Source organism: Pedobacter sp. 01N416, assembly GCF_056399685.1.
This window is the reverse complement of the sequence record NZ_JBFTRT010000028.1, coordinates 1-20500: the sequence shown is the minus strand read 5'-3', so window position 1 is coordinate 20500 and position 20500 is coordinate 1. Positions and strand designations below refer to the sequence as shown.

The 20500-nt window shown below is 39.1% G+C and carries 16 protein-coding genes and 1 riboswitch; of the genes, 7 read left to right on the top strand and 9 right to left on the bottom strand.

The features are described from left to right. Positions 1 to 122: 122 nt before the first annotated feature. Positions 123 to 1499: a DNA recombination protein RmuC gene (locus AC1DND_RS02935; protein WP_477578967.1), complete on the bottom strand. Its 1377-nt coding sequence runs from the start codon at positions 1497 to 1499 to the stop codon at positions 123 to 125. 118 nt (positions 1500 to 1617) lie between these two features. On the opposite strand from AC1DND_RS02935, the gene purU reads away from it, so the two are divergent. Then, positions 1618 to 3240: a formyltetrahydrofolate deformylase gene (gene purU / locus AC1DND_RS02930; protein WP_477578966.1), complete on the top strand. Its 1623-nt coding sequence runs from the start codon at positions 1618 to 1620 to the stop codon at positions 3238 to 3240. Position 3241: 1 nt separating this feature from the next. Here purU and AC1DND_RS02925 read toward each other — a convergent pair whose 3' ends face one another. Next, a complete protein-coding gene (locus tag AC1DND_RS02925; protein WP_477578969.1) occupies positions 3242 to 4303 on the bottom strand; it encodes an NAD(P)/FAD-dependent oxidoreductase in 1062 nt (353 codons plus the stop codon). A 144-nt stretch (positions 4304 to 4447) separates the two neighbouring features. Here AC1DND_RS02925 and AC1DND_RS02920 point away from each other — a divergent pair, with 144 nt between their 5' ends. After that, entirely contained in the window at positions 4448 to 5143 is a 696-nt protein-coding gene (locus AC1DND_RS02920) for a zinc metallopeptidase (RefSeq protein ID WP_029274930.1), read from the top strand. A gap of 169 nt (positions 5144 to 5312) precedes the next feature. Here the strand turns inward: AC1DND_RS02920 and apaG are convergent, their stop codons facing one another. Both apaG and dusB read right to left on the bottom strand, forming a co-directional pair. Beyond that, positions 5313 to 5699, bottom strand: a complete 387-nt coding sequence (gene apaG, locus AC1DND_RS02915) for a Co2+/Mg2+ efflux protein ApaG (RefSeq protein WP_029274928.1) — start codon at positions 5697 to 5699, stop codon at positions 5313 to 5315. A 36-nt stretch (positions 5700 to 5735) separates the two neighbouring features. Further along, positions 5736 to 6743 (bottom strand): tRNA dihydrouridine synthase DusB, encoded by a 1008-nt coding sequence (dusB, locus tag AC1DND_RS02910; protein WP_029274927.1) that lies wholly within the window; start codon positions 6741 to 6743, stop codon positions 5736 to 5738. A gap of 43 nt (positions 6744 to 6786) precedes the next feature. On the opposite strand from dusB, the gene AC1DND_RS02905 reads away from it, so the two are divergent. From AC1DND_RS02905 to AC1DND_RS02895, 3 genes are read left to right on the top strand one after another with little or no spacing between them, the layout of a single operon-like run. Continuing rightward, positions 6787 to 7713 (top strand): lysostaphin resistance A-like protein, encoded by a 927-nt coding sequence (locus AC1DND_RS02905; RefSeq protein WP_477578963.1) that lies wholly within the window; start codon positions 6787 to 6789, stop codon positions 7711 to 7713. Then, positions 7694 to 7900, top strand: a complete 207-nt coding sequence (locus tag AC1DND_RS02900) for a putative signal transducing protein (RefSeq protein ID WP_029274925.1) — start codon at positions 7694 to 7696, stop codon at positions 7898 to 7900. Before AC1DND_RS02905 ends, AC1DND_RS02900 begins: the two co-directional genes overlap by 20 nt. Positions 7901 to 7943: 43 nt before the next feature. Next, positions 7944 to 8753, top strand: coding sequence for a phosphatidate cytidylyltransferase (locus tag AC1DND_RS02895; RefSeq protein ID WP_477578961.1), 810 nt, complete (start codon positions 7944 to 7946; stop codon positions 8751 to 8753). A gap of 105 nt (positions 8754 to 8858) precedes the next feature. On the opposite strand, the gene AC1DND_RS02890 is transcribed toward AC1DND_RS02895, so the two are convergent. From AC1DND_RS02890 to metE, 3 genes are all read right to left on the bottom strand, one after another. Continuing rightward, complete coding sequence (locus AC1DND_RS02890) at positions 8859 to 9542, bottom strand: class I SAM-dependent methyltransferase (RefSeq protein WP_477578959.1); 684 nt, start codon at positions 9540 to 9542, stop codon at positions 8859 to 8861. Between the two features lie 61 nt (positions 9543 to 9603). Further along, positions 9604 to 9990, bottom strand: coding sequence for an acyl-CoA thioesterase (locus AC1DND_RS02885; protein WP_477578957.1), 387 nt, complete (start codon positions 9988 to 9990; stop codon positions 9604 to 9606). A 296-nt stretch (positions 9991 to 10286) separates the two neighbouring features. Then, positions 10287 to 12620 carry a 5-methyltetrahydropteroyltriglutamate--homocysteine S-methyltransferase gene (metE, locus tag AC1DND_RS02880; RefSeq protein WP_477578956.1) on the bottom strand — a complete coding sequence of 778 codons (2334 nt, stop codon included), beginning with the start codon at positions 12618 to 12620 and terminating at the stop codon, positions 10287 to 10289. Positions 12621 to 12819: 199 nt separating this feature from the next. After that, positions 12820 to 13027, bottom strand: a riboswitch (cobalamin riboswitch). Positions 13028 to 13155: 128 nt separating this feature from the next. Between metE and AC1DND_RS02875 the strand changes: the two genes are divergently transcribed. Together AC1DND_RS02875 and AC1DND_RS02870 are read left to right on the top strand one after the other, a co-directional pair. Then, complete coding sequence (locus AC1DND_RS02875; RefSeq protein ID WP_477578954.1) at positions 13156 to 15852, top strand: M14 family metallopeptidase; 2697 nt, start codon at positions 13156 to 13158, stop codon at positions 15850 to 15852. A gap of 96 nt (positions 15853 to 15948) precedes the next feature. After that, the gene (locus AC1DND_RS02870; RefSeq protein ID WP_477578952.1) at positions 15949 to 16665 is read left to right on the top strand and encodes a DsbA family oxidoreductase; all 717 of its coding nucleotides are present in this window, start codon (positions 15949 to 15951) and stop codon (positions 16663 to 16665) included. A gap of 301 nt (positions 16666 to 16966) precedes the next feature. Here the strand turns inward: AC1DND_RS02870 and AC1DND_RS02865 are convergent, their stop codons facing one another. Then, positions 16967 to 17185, bottom strand: coding sequence for a DUF3820 family protein (locus AC1DND_RS02865; RefSeq protein ID WP_477578950.1), 219 nt, complete (start codon positions 17183 to 17185; stop codon positions 16967 to 16969). Positions 17186 to 17187: 2 nt separating this feature from the next. Then, the coding region (gene mfd / locus AC1DND_RS02860; RefSeq protein WP_477578948.1) for a transcription-repair coupling factor at positions 17188 to 20500 on the bottom strand (3313 nt) is incomplete at its 5' end.

The window sequence follows — 20500 nt, the reverse complement described above, 5'->3', positions numbered from 1 at the left end:
AACGCGATCGTCATGCTGAATTTATTTCAGCATCTTTTCTGTAAAATAGACCCTGAAATAAATTCAGGGTGACGGCTCTAAGTTTAAATAACTACTCTACTCACTGATAAAGGGTAAATATTCTAATCTTCATTAACATCCAAATACTTAGTATCAATCTGTTTGGTGGTCTTTGCTCCTAATTTTTTAATCTTTTCAGAAGTGTTTGTTAAATTTCCCGAACCCACTGATAATTTGTTAATGGCTTTATCGTAAGCATCCTGCCCATTTTTGATGTGTTTGCCAATATTTTCCATATCTGAAATAAAGCCTACAAACTTATCGTACATACTGCCGCTTAAACGGGCAATTTCCATTACATTCCGGTTTTGGCGCTCCTGTTTCCACATGCTGGCAATGGTGCGTAAAGTGGCCAATAATGTTGAGGGACTCACAATTACTACCCTTCTGTCCCAGGCAAAATTGAAAAGTTCAGCATCTTTTTGAACCGCAATGCTGAAAGAAGATTCGATCGGTACAAACAGCAAAACAAAATCCGGAGAATTGATTTTATATAAATCCTGGTAATTTTTTGAAGATAGTTCCTGGATGTGGTTCTTAATAGAGGCTAAATGCTGTTTTACATAGCCTTCACGCTCTTCATCGCTCTCAGCTGATACAGAACGCTCATAAGCAATCAGAGATACCTTAGCATCGACTACCAGGTGTTTATCATCTGGTAGGTCAATCACTACATCGGGCTGGTACCGACCGCCTTCGGCGGATATATGTGAGGCTTGAATGCGGTATTCCTGATCGCGTACTAAACCTGAGCGTTCCAAAACCTTTTCCAAAATCACTTCCCCCCAATTTCCTTGCTTTTTACTATCGCCTTTTAAAGCTTTGGTTAAATTATTGGCATCTTCCTGAATCTGTTTACTTTGATCCATTAATAATGAAATTACACCTTTCAGTGTATTTCTTTCATCCGATTCTGCTTTGTAAACCTTTTCTACTTTATCTTCAAAAGCTTTAATATTTTCTTTTAAAGGATTTAAGATGATATCCAAATTAGTTCGGTTCTGCTCAATAAATTTGCTCGATTTTTCCTCCAGTATTTTATTGGCAATTAATTCAAAGTCTTTGTTTAATTTTTCTTGTGACTGCTCAAAATTTAGCTTCTGTTCGGCAAGTTTTTCTTTTTCGGCCAGGTAAAAAGACCTGGTACTTTCCAATTCGCGATTGGCATCGGCAAGCCGGTCGCGCTCAGCCTGCAACTCATCAATTAGGCGTTGCTGTTCTTGTTTAAGTARCGTAGTAATGTGCTCTTTTTCGGCAGATAAATTAGAAACACGTTCGTCGGCTTTGGCCAGGCTGATTTTTAACGATTCATTTTCACTTTTTGTTCTTTCGAAGTCTTCTACCGAAATAATAGAAAGAGCAGCCTGCGGTTTCTTCAATAATAAAATAACCAGAACTATTAAAATAACGATTAGTAAAGCAATACCCGCAATCTCCATAATGATAAAAATTTTAGCAAAAATGAAGATTTAAAATAGATATACCAAAAAATTTTAGTTATTGTGAACGGAAAATAACGGAAAAAAATTTCTATAATTGGGCATTAGTATTTTATAAATGAACGCATTAACAGTCCTCATATCCTGCCCCGATCAAGTTGGTTTAGTTACAAATATTACCCGCGTGCTGGCTGCACACCAATTGAATATTGTTGCCATGCGCGAGTTTGTAGACGAAGCCAATAAATCGTTTTTTACCCGCATTGCCTGTACCGGAAACCTGAAAGATACAGAAAAATTAAAGGAAAAACTTTTAGAAAACCTGCCGAATGCTGCTGAGGTAAATTTAATTACCCAACAGGAAAAACAGATTGTCGTTTTGGTAACCAAGGAGTATCATTGTTTAGCTGAGATACTGATCAAAAACCAATTCAAAACTTTAGGGGCCAAGGTACAATGTGTAATAGGCAATTATGAAAGCCTGAGAGATTTTACCGAAAAATTGGGCATACCTTATTTTTATGTAGATCATTCCAATAAAGATAAAAGTGAATTTGAGGCTGAAGTTAAAACTATTATTAACCGGTTTGAGGTAGACTATTTAGTGTTGGCTAAATTTATGCGAATCCTTTCTGCCGATTTTGTAAAAGATTATGCAGGTAAAATTATTAATATCCATCATTCCTTTTTACCGGCTTTTATAGGTGCTAACCCCTATCGCCAGGCTTTTGATCGCGGGGTAAAAATTATTGGTGCTACCGCCCATTTTGTTACCGATAACCTGGATGAAGGCCCGATTATTACGCAACATACCAATCATGTAGATCATAATTTCGGTGTAAAAGAAATGGTTCGGGCAGGAAAAGAAATAGAGAAAAAGGTGTTGTTAGAAGCTTTGGAACTTATCATAAATGACTTGATAATGAAATATTTATTCATCCTACTATTGTTATGCACGCTTGGTGCTAAAGGCCAAAATGGACTAACATTCGATAAGCGCCTATTAGATTGTGAAAATAAGTGGATTGCCATATCGCTCGACGGCGCAGGTAAGTACGGATATGGATACGTTTATCTGGATTATTCGGCAGGTCTTACCTTTGATCTCTATGGTTCATTTACTATTGATAGTGGTGCATTCAAGTCTGAAGCAATTAATAAACAGAGAAGCAGGATTACGCCAACAGAAGTTAAAGTAGCTATAATTCCAGCGGAAAGATTAAAAGAATTAATTGTTGAAGAATTTCCCACCATGTATAAAAACTATGCTGGTAATAATAATAGGAATTACCGATATATCAAGTTTATTCAAATATTTAATAATTGGAAAGAGTATAATATGGCTTCCAAATATGTATTGGCACTATCAGAAACAGAACGTGGTTCCCCAAGTTATATAGAAGAAGATCCAACTGATAAAAATAAAAAGATCCGTAAAACATTTGAAATAACAACGGCTAACTTTAGCCAATATGCAAAAAAAGCAGAAGCATATAAGAGGGATATTTTTACGTTTACACAGGCAAATAAAATGGAAGAGGCCGAACAGGCATATTTGCATGCATTAATATTTTGTAGCAATGAAGTATCTAAAGCAGATATGGCATATAATATTACGTATCAGTATTATAGAAACGCAAACCGAGAAAAATTTGATTTTTGGTGTAAAGAAATAAACCGATGGATTATACCTGAGGACATTTATACAGATAAAATAAAAATGATGGCTAGTAAATTATAACTTACAATTTATTTAGGAGAAGATTTGCCACGTCTTCTCCTGTTTGCGAACCAATTGCTATGCCCATGCCGTTGCACCGCGTAGCACAAAAGATATTTGGCTTAATCTCTTCTATAAGTGGTTCAAGAATTTTTCCAAAAGCCATAATACCGCTCCATCGATAATCGATTTCATAATTCAATTCAGGGAGGATTACGTTTTTTAATAAATCTTCAAGTGCTAGCTGAACAGGCTCAGTTTGGCCAAATTCGGTGGTTTCTTCGGCTTTAAAATCGATATTTCTGCCGCCACCTAATAAAACTCTATTATTTATATTTCTAAAGTAATAATAACCTTTATCGTAGTGGAAGGTGCCTGCTATTTTTAGCTCTTTAATAGGTTTGGTAATTAAAACCTGGCTACGACCAGGACTAATATCAACATCGGGCAATAAGTCTTTTACAAAAGCATTGGTGGTTACAATTAGCCGTTTACTGAAAAAGCTTCCGTTTTTGGTTAGCAATTGCGTACCCTTGTTTTCTTCCTGAATTTGATCAACCGTACAATTATTAAATATGCTAACGCCGAGTTTTTGTGCATATTGAATTAAAGCAAACATCATTTTACCGCTATCAATCTGCGCTTCGTACCGGTTTTCGATTAAGGTGTTGATGCCTTTAAAACCAAAGGAAGTAATTTTCTTATTGGCAAGGCCAAAGGCCTTGGGGCCAACAACATCGTTAATGAGACGGTTATAATGTTCAATTTTGGATACACATTTGTCGGCCAGAAAAATGTCATCATTTTTAAATAATTCGTAGCCGCCTAAACATTGGTAATCAATGGTTTTATCGCCTAATAAATTGCGCAGTTTAAGCAGGCCCTTCCAGCGTTTTTCTATAAGGAGTGCCAGACCATTTAAGCCAGCACATTCTTCTTGCTCAATGAGTTCAGAAATGCTACCGAAGCATGCAAAACCCGCATTTTTGGTGCTGGCGCCTGTTGGTAAAAAGCCCTTTTCGAGTATAGCAATTTTTAAAGCCGGAGCAGTTTTTTTAAGTTGGATGGCAGCATTTAAACCCACAATCAATGGTATCGTAAGTAAAAAACGACTCCTTCTCCCAATATGAAAACGCTGTTTGCATAGTATAAATGTACTATTTTTTAACAGTCAAATAATATGGGAACGCTTTTTGATATATGTTAAACGAAAAACATACAGAAGAAAATGGGAGTTTATTTAATATTAATCATCCCGGTATTATTGCTGAGCATGTTTGTACAATGGCGATTTAGAAATAAGTTTTCTAAGTATGCCGAAATGCAACTTAGCTCTGGTTTATCGGGCAAAGAGGTGGCAGAAAGAATGCTACATGATAATGGGATATACGACGTGAAGGTGATGAGTACCGAAGGACAACTAACAGATCATTACAATCCATCAGATAAAACTGTTAATTTAAGTACAGATGTATATTATAGTCGAAGTGTAGCGGCGGCGGCTGTAGCGGCCCACGAATGTGGCCATGCCGTGCAACAGGCGAAATCGTATAACTGGCTTAATTTAAGAAGCAGTATGGTTCCGGTGGTAAGTATTTCATCTAATCTTTTACAATGGGTATTATTAATTGGTGTATTGTTAATAGGCTTTACCGGAAATCCAATTGTTTTGGCAATTGGTGTAGTAGGTTTAGCGCTGGTAACCATATTTAGTATCATTACCCTACCAGTCGAATTTGATGCCAGTAACCGCGCATTGGCCTGGCTAAAAAATAATAACGGTGTAATGCAAACACAAGAAGAAAATGCGCAGGCTAAAGATGCACTTTGGTGGGCAGCCATGACTTATGTGGTAGCGGCTGTTGGTGCATTAGCCAATTTATTGTATTACGCATCAATGCTTTTTGGACGAAGCAGAGATTAAAAGCCCACAGCGGCAGCGAGGACTTGAAACAAAAAGCAGGGCTAACATTAAAATAAAATGCTGAAATTGATTTCTACCTACATATAATTTAATAAGCTAAGTTGATAGGTTTTTAGCTTCTTCTCTCACGCGCACGTCATGCTGAACTAGAGATTTAATATTAGTAGGATTAGTTCAATTTATAAGGAGCGATTAACTGAAATTCTGGAATATCAACCTCGAATTCAGATCCATCTATATCACGTTTCATTAAGTAGGCACCTTTCATGCTGCCCATATCGGTTTTTAGATTACAGCCTGAAACATATACATGTGTTTCGCCAGGTTGAATAATGGGCTGTAAACCAACAACACCCTCACCCTCTACCTCTCTTCGGCTACTGTTCGAATCGAAAATAAACCACTGACGGCGCATTAATTGAACAGCATAATCAGAAAGATTAGAAATTTCTACGCGATAAGCGAACATATAATGCTCGTTGGCCGGATTTGAATATTCTGGCTGGTACACTGTTTCTACCGAAACCTTAACCCCGTCTGTAATAGCTGTAACCATGATGATTTACGAATGTATAAAAAAACCTTTCAAAAATCAAGCCAGTACTTTAGTGGCATCGTAGTCGGCAAATTTTTCTGCCACTTCTTCTAAAATACTGTAAATGTTGTTGATATCTGGCTCGGCCACCAAACGCATACGGTAAGGTTTAAAATCCGGTAAGCCTTTAAAATAGTTTGCATAATGGCGGCGCATTTCGAAGATTCCGGTTTTAGGGCCTTTCCATTCTAACGATTTATCTAAATGTGTTCGACAAACTTCAATGCGTTCTTCAATAGTTGGTCCGGCAAGATGTTCGCCTGTTTTAAAAAAGTGTTTTACCTCGCGGAAAATCCATGGGTAACCGATTGCGGCACGGCCGATCATAATGCCATCTATCTCATATTCCATGCGCCAGGCCGCTGCTTTTTCAGGACTATCTACATCGCCGTTACCAAAAATCGGTATTTTGATGCGTGGATTGCGTTTAATCTCCCGGATAAGTGACCAATCGGCCTCCCCTTTATATAACTGCGCTCTTGTTCTGCCGTGAATGGTAAGTGCCTGAATACCCACGTCCTGAAGCCGCTCGGCCACTTCGTAAACATTTTTGGTGTTATCATCCCAACCAAGGCGGGTTTTAACGGTAACCGGCAAATGTGAAGCTTTAACAACAGCTTCGGTCATTTTTACCATTTTATCGATATCCTGTAAAAGGCTAGAACCAGCACCTTTACACACAACGTTTTTAACCGGACAGCCATAATTAATGTCAACCAGGTCAGGTCCTGCTGCAGAGGCAATTTCTGAGGCTTCACGCATATGATCGATATCGCCACCAAAAATCTGGATGCCAATTGGCCTTTCGTATTCAAAAATATCAAGCTTTTGTCTGCTTTTTGCAGCATCGCGGATCAAACCTTCCGAAGAAATAAATTCGGTGTACATCATATCAGCCCCGTTTTTTTTGCATACATAACGGAACGGCGGATCGCTCACATCCTCCATTGGAGCCAGTAATAACGGGAACTCACCTAAATCTATATTTCCTATCTTAACAGACATTTTCTATCTTCAACGATTAATAAAACATACAAAGGTACAAATAATGAATTTTGTAACACCTAACAGAGAGGAAATCAATCCTTTCTTACAATTACTTTTACTTTTATTTTACGCAGTTACGGGCGGACTTGTATTTGGGATTCTAGCTATTATCATTGTTTTACTGATGTATGGCTTAGGAGTAGTAAGTAATTTGGACATGCTTTTAGCTGGTGATACTAAGTATATTGCTGGTTTTAAAGTGATACAAATATTAAGTTCGATCGGAACATTTATTTTACCTCCAATTGCCCTGGCCTTAACAGAAAGGAAAAAAGTAACAGAATTTTATCTTTTCAAACAACCAAAATTCTTATTAGTTGTGCTTGTTCTGGCAATTATGATACTGAGTATGCCATTTATGGAATGGACAGTGATTTGGAACCAAAAAATGGTTTTGCCTGATTTTTTACATAAGATAGAACAGTGGATGAAGGAGAAAGAAGCTATTGCAATGAAAATGACAATTCAATTGATCACTGTACGAAGTAATTTCGATTTCATTGTAAACCTCGTTATGATTGCTGTAATACCTGCAATTGGCGAAGAATTAATGTTTCGTGGAGGTGTGCAACGATCGTTAAACAGGGCTTTTGAAAACCCAGATCTAGCTATTTGGTTATCGGCCATAATTTTCAGTGCCATCCATATGCAGTTTTATGGTTTTGTGCCACGTATGTTATTGGGTGCAGGTTTTGGCTACCTGTATTATTATAGCGGAAGCATCTGGTATGCCATGCTGGCGCACTTTATAAACAACGCCTATGCGGTTTGTGCAGCTTTTTATATGCAAAAACACCATATGCCACTTGATAAAGCTGATGAACCGATCGGTTTTCCATGGTATGGCTATTTAATTAGTGCAATAATTACCATAGCTTTGTTCAAAATTTTTAAAGATAGCGCAACACGTGAGCGAAAATTGGGTTAAAGTATATACCACCAGCGATGCCTTTGCGGCCGAGGTATTAAAACAGGGATTAACAGAAGCCGGAATTCCGGCAGTAACGATAAATAAACAGCTCTCGGCATATAATATTGGCGAAATAAATGTTTTGGTGAATAAGGTAGATTTCGATAAAGCCATAGAATACATCGTTGAAAACGAAATTGAATAGTGATGATGACCTTAAACCTTACACCCTTTACCTCTTACCTTAAATGAAAACCAGGGCAATAACCGCTTTCTTTTTTACCATTGTAATGCTTGGCTCTATCCTTCTGGGGAGCTACACTTTTACCATATTTTATCTTGTTTTAAGTGTTTTGGCTTTGTTTGAATTTTACAAGCTGATTAAAAACTCTGGCATCAGGCCAAACCGAAATATCGGTTTGGCAGCTGGCTCATTAGTGTTTTTAATGGCCGCTGGCTTACATTACCTTAAATACGATGTGAAGTATTTGCTGCTTTGTATCCCGTTAATTTTCTCAGTTTTTATCACAGAGTTATACAAAAAGAACAAAATTCCATTCGCCAACATCTCGTACACTTTTGTTGGCTTTGTTTATGTAACCATTCCATTCTGTTTTTTTCATGCTCTGGGCTTTTTGAAAAACTGGAACGAATATAACTTTCATCTTCCTCTAGCATTTTTGCTAATGCTTTGGGCAAACGATACAGGCGCCTACCTTTTTGGTGTAAAATACGGGAAACGTAAATTATTTGAGCGCCACTCGCCAAAGAAAAGCTGGGAAGGATTTTTCGGAGGGATGTTCACCAGTGTTTTGGTCGCTTTTGGTTTATCATTTCTGTTTACCGAAAGTCCAGCTTGGGTTTGGATCGGTATGGCTGTGTTGATTGCAAGCTTTGGTACGTTGGGCGATTTAGTAGAATCGATGCTTAAGCGCAGTTTAGATACGAAAGATAGCGGCGGTTTGTTACCGGGGCATGGAGGTTTGTTAGATCGTTTTGATGGATTGTTATTGTCTGCTCCTGTGGTTTATGCCTATCTGTATCTGATTTTGTATTAAAATTGACTTATCTATCGTCCTCGTTTGTAACGAGAATGAATGAGATCCACATTTGTAATGTGGTTATGCTATTAGCGATACAATCGCTATTCTCGCTAATCCTCGTTACAAACGAGGACTATGTTCAGTAGTAGCTATTACAACATAATACGCTCTTTCTATCTTTTCACCGGTTTTACTTTGTATCTGCTCTAATTTTTTGAGCGTATTTTTAATGGCAAACCCCGCTTTTTCTAATAGTTCTTTTACGGATTCTACATTGTAAAGTGTAAAACCATAGGGCGTAAACGGGAGATTTTTCATGAAATTTTTATCAGCAAAACATATAGTCAAAGTGCCGTCAGGTTTTAGTGTTCGCTTAATTTCGTTGAGGTATTCACTTGGATTTGTCCAAAAGTAGATTGTATTAACCGTAAAAATTTTATCAAAACGATCATCCTCAAATGGCAATGTAATGCCATCTGTTAGTTGAAAGTGAACCTTCCCTTTTGTTATGAAATCCTGATTGATCTTTTCAGCCTCGGCAATAATGGTTGCAGAAATATCAGCACCGAAATAATGGAGGTTTTCGGCTTGCGATAATAAGTGGGCAATATGCCCGCCGTTACCATGACCGATTTCCAAAACAGTTTCATCGCTTTGAAGGTTTAATGCCTCAATTGCAGAAGTAGTCATGCCGATATTATTGGTATGCATCATTTCACCTGTTTTAATGCCGTGTTCGCCTTCAGGGCAACCCAATTGTTTGGCAATATTTTTTAAGTCTTCTTCAGAAAGTTGCTGTTCCATAATCAAATTTAAAAATTTAGGCATTATGATTTTTACATCGTTTTGGCCAAAGCTTATAAGATTATTTAATCACTTGAACTGGCTTTTTATTTTCATCAATGGCCACAAAAGTAAAATCGCCATGAACGGCCAATTCTCTTCCTTCGGCATACATCTGTTCGATATAAATTTCTACATTAACCTTTAAACTGGTATTACCAACGTGGCTTACCTTACCGATAAGCTCTACAATTGAGCCTGCCGGAATTGGTTTCTTAAAATCTATCCTGTCGCTGCTTACGGTAACCATGATCTGACGGCTAAAACGGGTTGCAGTAATAAAAGCAACTTCGTCCATTAAATGCATGGCTGTTCCGCCGAAAAGGGTGTCGTAATGATTTGTTGTATTTGGGAAAACGGCTTTAAAAATGCTGGTTTTAGAATTTTCTATTCTTTCTTCTAGGGTCATGGGTTAAATATAGGTGCTGTAAAAAGCTTTGGCAACTTTCTGGTTATTTTTAGTAGAAAATTGCCAAAGTAAAAGGCTTGCGTATGAGAAATGGATACTGGAAGTGCAAAAATAAATGTGCTTTCAGTATTTCTGGCAATGCAATTAAGTGGTGAAATAACTAAAAAGATGTCATCCTGAGTTTGATGAAGGACAGTCTTTTTAATTATTTCACGATAAGGGTCTTCGACAAGCTCAGACTGACAACAATCGAATTCTTAACTTAATAGTATTGGTTTCTCCATGGCAAAATAGAATTAATTCACCTGAAGATCTGCCGCAAGTACCGCTTCGGCTTTACGCATTTCTTTTGCGGCTTCAACCATTTCTATTAGTGCCTTTTTGGTTTCGTCCCATCCACGGGTTTTTAAACCACAATCAGGGTTTACCCAGAGTTGCCCGGAGGGAATAACAGCCTTTGCTTTTTTGAGCAACTGAACCATTTCTTCCCTCTTCGGAACCCTTGGAGAGTGAATATCGTATACACCTGGGCCAATTTCGTTTGGATATTTAAAATCGGCAAATGCGTCTAATAATTCCATTTGCGAACGTGAGGTTTCGATGGTGATTACGTCGGCATCCATATCGGCAATGTTTTGGATGATATCGTTAAATTCCGAGTAACACATGTGTGTGTGGATCTGCGTATCATCTTTCACGCCGCTCGCTGAAATTTTAAAGGCTTTAACCGCCCAGTTCAGGTAAGTTTGCCAATCAGCTTTGCGCAATGGTAAACCTTCTCTAATGGCAGGCTCATCAATCTGAATGATTTTTATCCCTGCATTTTCCAGGTCGCAAACCTCATCACGGATGGCCAATGCAATTTGGGTACAGGTTTCTGATCTTGGTTGATCATTACGTACAAATGACCATTGTAAGATGGTTACAGGACCTGTGAGCATACCTTTCATATATTTCGAAGTAAGCGACTGTGCATAGGCCGTCCATTTTACCGTCATGGGTTTCGGACGCGAAACATCACCAAAAATGATCGGTGGTTTTACACAGCGTGAACCATAACTCTGTACCCAGCCATTTTTGGAGAAAGCAAAACCATCTAGCTGCTCACCGAAGTATTCAACCATATCGTTACGCTCAAATTCGCCATGAACCAAAACATCCAGATCGATTTCTTCCTGCCAGTTTACGGCTTTTGCGGTTTCTTTCGCAATAAGATCATCATATTCTTCAACTGTAAAAGTTCCATTTTTAAGCTTTGCTCTCCAGCTTCTTACTTCTGCCGTTTGCGGAAACGACCCGATGGTTGTGGTGGCGTAACTTGGCAGATTGAGTTCCTGTTGTTTAATTTTTCTGCTCGAAAATGGACTTAAACGTTCTGCATCCTGCTCTTTTAATCCTAAAACACGTTGTTTAACTTCAGGATTGTGGATGATTTTAGAAACTTTACGGTTAGCAATCGCGATCTTATTTTCCTCAAGTTTTTGCAGGGTAGATGCAGGGCTTTCGTTGGTGATCAGTTTTTTTAAGGTAGCTACCTCTGCAATTTTTTGTTTCGCATAGGCCAGCCACTGTTTAATTTCGGCCGAAAGGTTTTGCGCATTGGTTTCATTGTCTAAATCAACCGGTGAGTGGATTAGGGAACAAGATGGGGCGATCCACACCTTATCGAAGCCCCTTTTTTCTACAGCTTGATTAATGATTGAAGCAGATTTCTCGAAATCATTTTTCCAGATGTTTCTTCCGTCTACCAAACCTAACGAAAGGATGGTATCTTCTTTTAACGAAGCTAAAACATCCGTCAATTGACCTTCAGCTCGTACCAGGTCGATATGTAAAACATTTACCGGGAGTGATGTAGTTAGCGCTAAATTATTGCCCAAGCCCTCAAAATAAGTAGCCAAAACAATTTTTAACCTGGGAAAAGCTTTTCTGATCTCTTTATAGGCATATTCGTAAGCTTTCTTGTCTTTTTCGGTAAGGTCTAAAGTCAAAAAAGGTTCATCAAACTGAACATATTCTACATCCAAAGCATCCAAGCGGGATAATATCTCGATATAAACCGGAAGGAGATTTTTGATCAGATCGATCTTTTCAAAGCCAGCTTCCTTTTCTTTTCCCAATAAAAGGTAAGAAACAGGACCGATTAAAACGGGTTTGGTGGTAATGCCCAATTGTTTTGCCTCGTAAAACTCATCGATAATTTTTGTAGAGAAAAGTTTAAAAGGCTGGTCTTTGTAAAACTCAGGAACGATATAATGGTAATTGGTATCGAACCATTTGGTCATTTCCATCGCTACCAAATCCAATCCTTCTTTTTGATAACCTCTTGCCATAGCAAAATAGAGATCAAGCTCTGAATTTCCTTTTTTCAGGATCACTTCGTTGTACCTTTTCGGGATCGCGCCAAAAGTTAAAGAATGATCGAGCACGTGATCGTAAAAAGAAAAGTCATTCGAAGGAATGATATCAATTCCGGCTTCTTTTTGAAGGTTCCAGTTTTCGTGGCGAATGTTTTTTCCCACCTGAAGTACATTTTTGTACCCAGTTTTATCTGCCCAGTAATTTTCGCAGATTTTCTTTAATTCCCTTTGGCTACCTATTCGCGGATAGCCCAGATTTTGCGTTAGCATCTCTTTTAAAGATTAAGTAAATAAATCGTTTAAAAGCCCTTAAAGCAATATTTTATAATGTTTTTTTGTTAGAAATAAAAAAGGAAAGGTTAGCGCACACACAGCCTACTCATCAGCAAAAAGCTTAAAGCAAGCATATAAAATGGTTAATTTTATGGTGTACAATCAGACCTGACCAATTACTTTATAACGCGAAAGCACCGTCAATTCAATATAGGCAGGTCTCCTGACTTATTCCCGATCTTATCGCCTTCCCATCCCGGTAAACGGCACAGTGGCATGAATGATAAGACCGTTGTCTTTTTTAACAAAAGACAGAATTTACAGTTGCGCGACAGCTCGTGATTTGCACACGATTCCCTATTAATCCCGGTTGTATTCCGGGAACCTGTATCGGTTGATGAAAAATAAAGTTAAGAACTTACATCAGGACAAATGTATGGATTAGGATTTAAAACTTGTAACAAATTTACAGCAAGCCGTTTTTGGACCTTATTCTCTACTATATTTGATTACCTAACTAAACACCCTTATTATGATAAAAATCTACTTTAAAAGGCTTTGTATTGCTTTTTTAATGGTAAATAGCTGTGCGGTGCTGGCGCAGGAAGTGCCAACGCCAAAATCGCATTTTGGTTTTGATATCGGCGACGATTATCAATTGGCCAATTATACCCAAACAGAAGCTTATTTTAAGAAACTCGCGGCAAGTTCTGACCGCATTAAACTAGTTGATATTGGCAAAACCGAAGAAGGCAGAAGTCAATATATGTTGATTGTTTCTTCACCAGAAAACCTCAAGAAATTAGCGCGTTACAAGGAAATTTCGCAACAGCTGGCGCATGCAGAAATTACACCTGAGCAGGCAAAAGCATTAGCCCAGGAAGGTAAAGCAGTAGTTTGGATAGATGGTGGCTTGCATGCCAACGAGGTGGTGGGTGCGCATCAGCTGATCGAAACTGCTTATGAGTTTGCCTCCAGGAAAGACCCTGAAACCCTGCGTATTTTGGATAACGTAATCATTTTGTTTACCCATGCCAACCCTGATGGACAAGAATTGGTGAGCAATTGGTACATGAGAGAGAAAGACCCCAAAAAAAGAACAACCTCAGGTTTGCCTGTTTTGTACGAAAAGTACGCAGGTCACGATAACAACCGCGATTTCTTTATGTTAAACCTTAAAGAAACACAGAATATCGGTCGCCAGCTTTTTGTGGAATGGATTCCGCAGATTATGTATAACCACCATCAGGCTGGTCCGGCAGGAACCGTTGTTGCAGGCCCACCTTATCGCGATCCTTTCAATTATGTTTTCGACCCAACGCTGTTAACCAGTTTAGATGCCGTTGGCGCAGCCATGCACAACCGTATGAATGTAGAAAACAAACCTGGTTATACCCAACGTGGAGGATCGGTTTATTCTACCTGGTACAATGGCGGACTAAGAACCACAACATATTTTCATAATATGATTGGGCTCCTGACCGAAATTATCGGGAACCCTACACCTTCTGAAATTCCGTTAATTCCTTCGAGATTATTGCCGAACGGCGATTCGCCAAACCCGATTACCCCGAGGAAATGGTACTTTAAAAACTCGATTGACTATTCAGTATCGTTAAACTATGCCGTTTTAAATTACGCACAACGTTACCGTGACGAATTGTTGTACAACATTTACCAGATGGGCAGAAATTCGATAGAGCGTGGTAAAAAAGATACCTGGTCTTTTTCTCCTAAAAAAATAGAAGCCATTAATAATGCGGCAAAAGGTGAAAAAGGTGGCCCGATTGCTGGAGGTGATGATGATTTTGGCTCCCGGCGTCAGCTTAGCATGAAAGCTTTTGATACGGTGATGAAGGCTCCTGTAAACAGAGATCCGCGCGGATATATTTTAAGCGCCGATCAGCCGGATTTTAATTCTGCCGTTAAATTTTTAAACGCTTTGATCAGAACAGGTGTTGTGGTTCAAAAAGCAACCGCTTCATTTGCCGTTGCAGGAAAAAATTATCCTGCCGGAAGTTATATCGTAAAAACCGATCAGGCTTTTCGTCCGCATGTTTTAGATATGTTCGAACCGCAAGATCACCCAAATGATTTTAAATATGAAGGAGGCGCACCAATTCCGCCATATGATGCTGCCGGATGGACTTTAGCTTATTTAATGGATGTGAAATTTGATCGGATTCTGGATGATTTTTCAGGGCCGTTTGAGAAAAATCCTTACGGAGAACTATTAAAGCCGGATAATAAAGTACCTAACGGATCAAATTATGTATTAAGTGCAGCACAAAATGATTCCTATACTGCAGTGAACGACCTTTTGAAAAATAAAGTTGAAGTTTACCGTTCGACTGAAAATGGCGATTTTTATGTTTCTTCAGCAGGGAAATCAATATTGGAAAAAGCAAACATCAAACTGAAAAGTGCTGCCGCTCCAAAAGATAAAATTAAAATCTCTCCCAGAAAAATTGCCCTTTGGGATACCTATGGAGGTTCTATGGCCTCAGGGTGGGTGCGCTTTTTAATGGAGCAATACCATTATAACGCAACAGTAATTTATCCGCAGGATATAGATGCGGGGAACTTAAAATCTAAATACGATGTAATTGTTTTTGTAGGTGGCGCGATCCCATCGGTACAAGGAGGAGGGTTTGGAAACAGGTCTTTCGGACCAAAGGCAGAAGAAGTTCCTCAAGAGTTTAGAAACCGTTTGGGAAGGATTACTGCAGACAAATCGATCCCTGAATTAAAGAAATTTTTGGAAGCGGGGGGGAATATTGTAGCTATTGGCAGTAGCACCAATTTAGCTTACCATTTAAATCTTCCAGTTCGGAATGCAATGGTCGAAATCGTAAACGGAGAGGAAAAGAGATTACCCGCCGAAAAATATTATGTTCCCGGAAGCGTTTTAAATGTTGGTGTAGACACAACTTTGCCAACAACCTGGGGCATGGAAAAGGAAGCTGACGTATATTTTGACAATAGCCCCGTTTTTAAGCTCACAGGCGACGCCATTGTGGCTGGAAAGATTAAACCTTTAATGTGGTTCGAAAATGCCACTCCGCTGCGCAGCGGCTGGGCCTGGGGGCAGGCTTACCTGCAAGATGGTGTAACGGCCTTTGAAGCGAAGGTTGGTAAAGGCAAACTGCTTGCTTTTGGGCCAGAAATTGCTTTTCGAGCACAAACCCATGGCACTTTTAAGCTGATATTTAATCAGTTGTACAAGTAGTTACAGTAATTATAAATGAAAGCCACTATCCTAAACGATAGTGGCTTTTTACTTTAGCCTTACCATAGGCAAGTATAATCACCTTAATTTTGTGCTATGAAAGTAGAAATTTGGTCGGACGTAATGTGTCCGTTTTGCTATATCGGGAAAAGACATTTTGAACAGGCGATAGAAAAATTACCTTTCAAAAATGAAATTGAGGTGGATTGGAAGAGCTATCAGCTTAATCCAGAGTATCACAATACCAATAACGAATCGGTGTACGATTACCTTTCGCGGAGTAAGGGAATGCCAATAGAGCAAGCTAAGCAAATGACCAAACAGGTTGTGGATATGGCTGCAAATGCTGGTTTGAAGATAGATTTTGATACGAATATCCCTGCCAATACCTTCAACGCGCATCGTTTGATACATTTGGCGGCAAAACATAACCTTCAGGATTTAGCCGAAGAAAAACTGTTTGAAGCGCATTTCGTAAACAGTAAAAATATCGGTGAAACGAGTGTTTTGGTTGATCTTGCCGTAGAAATTGGCTTGGATAAAGATGAGGCCGAATCAGTTCTGAATGGAAATGAGTTTGCTGAAGCTGTTCGTTATGATATTTATGAAAGCCAGAATTTAGGAATCCGTGGTGTGCCTTATTTTGTAATGGACCGCAAGTACGGTGTTTCCGGTGCTCAGCCTGTTCAGGCTTTTACCGATGCGCTTACCCAAAGTTTTACGGAATGGAAAGACGCTCAGCCTAAAACTACACTGACTTCATTAAACAAAAATGATGATGCGGTTTGTGATGAGAATGGCTGTGAGATATAGATTTGTTTCCCGCAGATTAAGCTGATCAACGCAGATTTTTTCTGCGAAAGCCATTTTGATCTGCGGTTTTTACAGATTAGTCGTCACCTCGACTGGAGCGCAGCGCAATGGAGAGGTCTATTCAAAACGGTCGTCTTTCCCGCGCAGGCGGGAATCTTATATGCAACCTGCGACCCTACTAAGGCATTACGATTCCCAATCAAGTTGGGAATGACGATTCCTCTATACCTGCCACCATCACTTTTTGGTTCGGGAAGACAATAGCCCGGAATAAATGTTCGCATTAACCTATCATTCTTAACTACCGATTTTGATTCTTCAATGGCGTTAACAGATACTCTAAACCATTCACCCGAATTTCGAACATCGTAGCCAATAAATCGCCCAATTTCCCTTTTGGGAAGCCTTTATCCTTATACCAAAGCAAATAACTTTCGGGGATATTGCAGATCAGGTAACCTTTGTATTTTCCATAAGGCATTTGCATTTTCACTAAATCGAGCAATAAGGTTGGGTCCATGGTTAATCGATTAGTTCTAAAGTTTGAATTGCTTCTTCAACAGTACTTATGTTATCAAAAGCAATTCTTAATGTATTTTTTACTTCTTTTAAATTACACATACGTGGGTGGTTCTGCGCAAAAGTTAAAATCTTGGTAAAGGTATTCGAATCGAAATAAGTAGATTGTTTATCGCTTAAGAAATATCCGCGCAAACTATTTTTCTTAAAACTAATTTTCTCGAAACCCAATTTCTTGCCCAACCATTGCAAACGTACCACACTGAGCATGGTTTTTACCTGTGGCGGAACAGGACCGAAACGATCGGCCAAATGTTTTTCAAAAATGGCTAATTCCGCTTCATTATCGAGTTTAGAAAGCTCGGTATATAAATTGTAACGCTCGGTAATATTGGTAATGTATGCGTCAGGGATATATAGTTCCAAGTCGGTATCTACCTGCGTAAAGCCTACAAACGGACGGGCAGGTTCATTTTCGAACAGACCTTTAAACTCAGCTTCTTTTAATTCCTGGATGGCTTCATCCAATATCTTGTGGTACATCTCAAACCCGATTTCGGCAATAAAACCACTTTGTTCGGCGCCCAATAAATTACCACTTCCACGGATATCCAGATCGCGCATGGCCACGTTAAAGCCGCTTCCCAAGTCAGAAAACTCTTCAATGGCGCTTAAACGCTTCCGGGCTTCAGAAGTTAAAGTTGATAATGGCGGCGAAAGCAAATAACAGAAAGCTTTTTTGTTGCTCCTACCTACCCGGCCACGCATCTGATGCAAATCACTCAAACCAAACATGTGCGCATGGTTAATAATGATGGTATTGGCATTTGGAATATCTAAACCTGCTTCTATAATAGTTGTGGCTACCAGAACATCTTTTTCACCATTAATGAAATCGAGCATTACATCTTCGAGTTGATCGCCATCTAACTGCCCGTGCGCAATACCGATCCTCGCTTTTGGAACCAGTTTCTGGATCAATCCACCCAATTGCATCAGATCATTTACACGGTTATGGATAAAGAAAACCTGTCCGCCGCGGTCTAACTCGAACTGAACGGCCTCTTGAATCAGTTTATCGTTAAAAACATGTAACTCGGTACTCACTGGTTGCCGGTTTGGTGGCGGCGTACTGATGATGGATAAATCTCTTGCCCCCATTAAAGAAAAATGCAGTGTTCTCGGGATCGGAGTCGCGGTAAGTGTTAAAGTATCAACGTTTACCCTTACAGCTTTTAACCTTTCTTTTGCAGTAACGCCAAATTTCTGCTCTTCATCAATAATCATGATGCCGAGATCCTTAAACTTTACATCCTTGCTTAGCAAACGGTGTGTGCCGATTAATATATCAACCTTACCAGCTGCGGCTTCGGCAAGGGTATCTTTAATCTGTTTACTGGTTTTAAAACGGTTAATGTAATCAACCGTAACCGGGAAATCTTTTAAACGCGACGAAAAAGTTTTGAAATGTTGTAAAGCCAAAATTGTGGTAGGCACTAAAATAGCGGCCTGTTTACCTTCTGCTACTGCTTTAAATGCAGCACGTACTGCAATCTCTGTTTTTCCGAAACCAACATCACCACAAACCAAACGATCCATTGGATGTGGTGATTCCATATCCTTTTTCACGTCTTGGGTAGCCTTTAACTGATCGGGAGTGTCCTCATAAATAAAAGAAGCCTCCAGTTCAGTTTGTAAATAGCTATCTGGCGAAAATGCCGTTCCGGCCTGGGTTTTGCGCAAAGCATAAAGCTTGATCAAATCCCGGGCGATATCTTTAACTTTTTTTTTAGTAGTTTTTTTTAGCTTATCCCAGGCATCAGTACCCAGCTTATTCATCTTGGGTACTCCACTCTCTTTGCCACTGTATTTGGCAATGCGGTTTAACGAGTTGATGTTTACATAAAGCAGATCGTTATCCGCATAAATTAAACGGATCATCTCCTGGGTTTTACCATTTACCTCAACCTTTTCAAGCCCGGCATATTTGCCGATGCCATGATCGATGTGGGTAACATAATCGCCGGATTTTAGTTCTCGAAGATCTTTTAGAGTAATGGCCTGGCTTTTCTGATAGCCTTTTTTAAGCTTGTATTTATAGTAACGATCAAAAATCTGGTGATCGGTATAAAATGCCGTCTGGATCTGTGGATCTATAAAACCCTCGCGAAGCATGCTGTTAATTGGCGTAAACTTGGCCGTTTTATCAATATCCTCTAAAATAGCATATAACCGCTCGATCTGTTTTGGCGAATCGGTAAAAATAAAATTAACAATGCCGGCTTTTTCATTTTCCTTAAGGTTGTGAATGAGTAGATTGAAATCTTTATTGAATGAAGGTTGTGGCTTGGTTTCAAACTCAAAACGGTTATCCGTTTTATAAAAAAACTGCTTTCCAAATTCTATCAAAGGAAAATCCTGAAGATGATCACCCAACAATTTTTCGTCTGTAAAGGCAAACTTAGGGTCGATCCATTCAGGGTTTTGGGTTTTATCTGTTATAGATAAAGCTTTCCAAAGTTCAACGGCTTTTTTATAGCCAGCTTTAATAATATCAAGGGTAAACTCAACATCTTTAAACCAGAGCTGTGTATCCTGATCGATATAATCGAGGATGCTGATATTGCTTTCGGTCAAAAATTTCGCCTGAACGTTTGGCACAATTGTAAGCGACTTAACATCGGCAACCGAAAGCTGACTTTCAATTTCAAAGCTCCTGATGCTTTCTACCTCATCACCAAAAAACTCAATACGGTAAGGCAAATCAGATGAAAAAGAGAATATGTCTACAATACCGCCGCGGATAGAAAATTGGCCTGGTTCGTAAACAAAATCTCTTCTATCAAAATCGTAATCAATTAAAAATTCGTTGATAAAATCAATGCCCAACTTGGCGCCTAAACTAATTTCTAAAGTGTTTTTTTCTAAAGCAGAGCGGTCAATAACCTTTTCGGCGATGGCTTCGGGATAAGAAACCACAATTTTTCCGTATTCCGAATCGTGATTCAGTTCGTTCAAAACCTCCGCACGGGCCAAAACGTTGGCCGTATCTACTTGTGTAAAATCAAATGATTTGCGGTAAGAAGAAGGAAACAATAAAACCTGTTTATCCAAAACGCTTTCCAGGTCAGACTGAAAATAAGCAGCTTCTTCTCTATCCGGTAGAACGAACAGTAGGGGTTTATGTAATATAAAGTAAGAAGACAGGGCAACAATAGCATCGGCCGAACCCACCAATCCCTTTAATTGTATCTTTGGGTTTTTGCTGCTGTTCAACGCTTTGGTAAATTGGGTTACCCTATCGTCGGTTTTGTAT

Bases quoted from the DNA above. Each gene is read 5' to 3' on its own strand.
- purU (WP_477578966.1), top strand. From the start codon at position 1,618: ATGAACGCATTAACAGTCCTCATATCCTGCCCCGATCAAGTTGGTTTA.
- AC1DND_RS02920 (WP_029274930.1), top strand. From the start codon at position 4,448: ATGGGAGTTTATTTAATATTAATCATCCCGGTATTATTGCTGAGCATG.
- apaG (WP_029274928.1), bottom strand. From the start codon at position 5,699: ATGGTTACAGCTATTACAGACGGGGTTAAGGTTTCGGTAGAAACAGTG.
- dusB (WP_029274927.1), bottom strand. From the start codon at position 6,743: ATGTCTGTTAAGATAGGAAATATAGATTTAGGTGAGTTCCCGTTATTA.
- AC1DND_RS02905 (WP_477578963.1), top strand. From the start codon at position 6,787: ATGAATTTTGTAACACCTAACAGAGAGGAAATCAATCCTTTCTTACAA.
- AC1DND_RS02895 (WP_477578961.1), top strand. From the start codon at position 7,944: ATGAAAACCAGGGCAATAACCGCTTTCTTTTTTACCATTGTAATGCTT.
- AC1DND_RS02890 (WP_477578959.1), bottom strand. From the start codon at position 9,542: ATGGAACAGCAACTTTCTGAAGAAGACTTAAAAAATATTGCCAAACAA.
- AC1DND_RS02885 (WP_477578957.1), bottom strand. From the start codon at position 9,990: ATGACCCTAGAAGAAAGAATAGAAAATTCTAAAACCAGCATTTTTAAA.
- metE (WP_477578956.1), bottom strand. From the start codon at position 12,620: ATGCTAACGCAAAATCTGGGCTATCCGCGAATAGGTAGCCAAAGGGAA.
- AC1DND_RS02875 (WP_477578954.1), top strand. From the start codon at position 13,156: ATGATAAAAATCTACTTTAAAAGGCTTTGTATTGCTTTTTTAATGGTA.
- AC1DND_RS02870 (WP_477578952.1), top strand. From the start codon at position 15,949: ATGAAAGTAGAAATTTGGTCGGACGTAATGTGTCCGTTTTGCTATATC.
- AC1DND_RS02865 (WP_477578950.1), bottom strand. From the start codon at position 17,185: ATGGACCCAACCTTATTGCTCGATTTAGTGAAAATGCAAATGCCTTAT.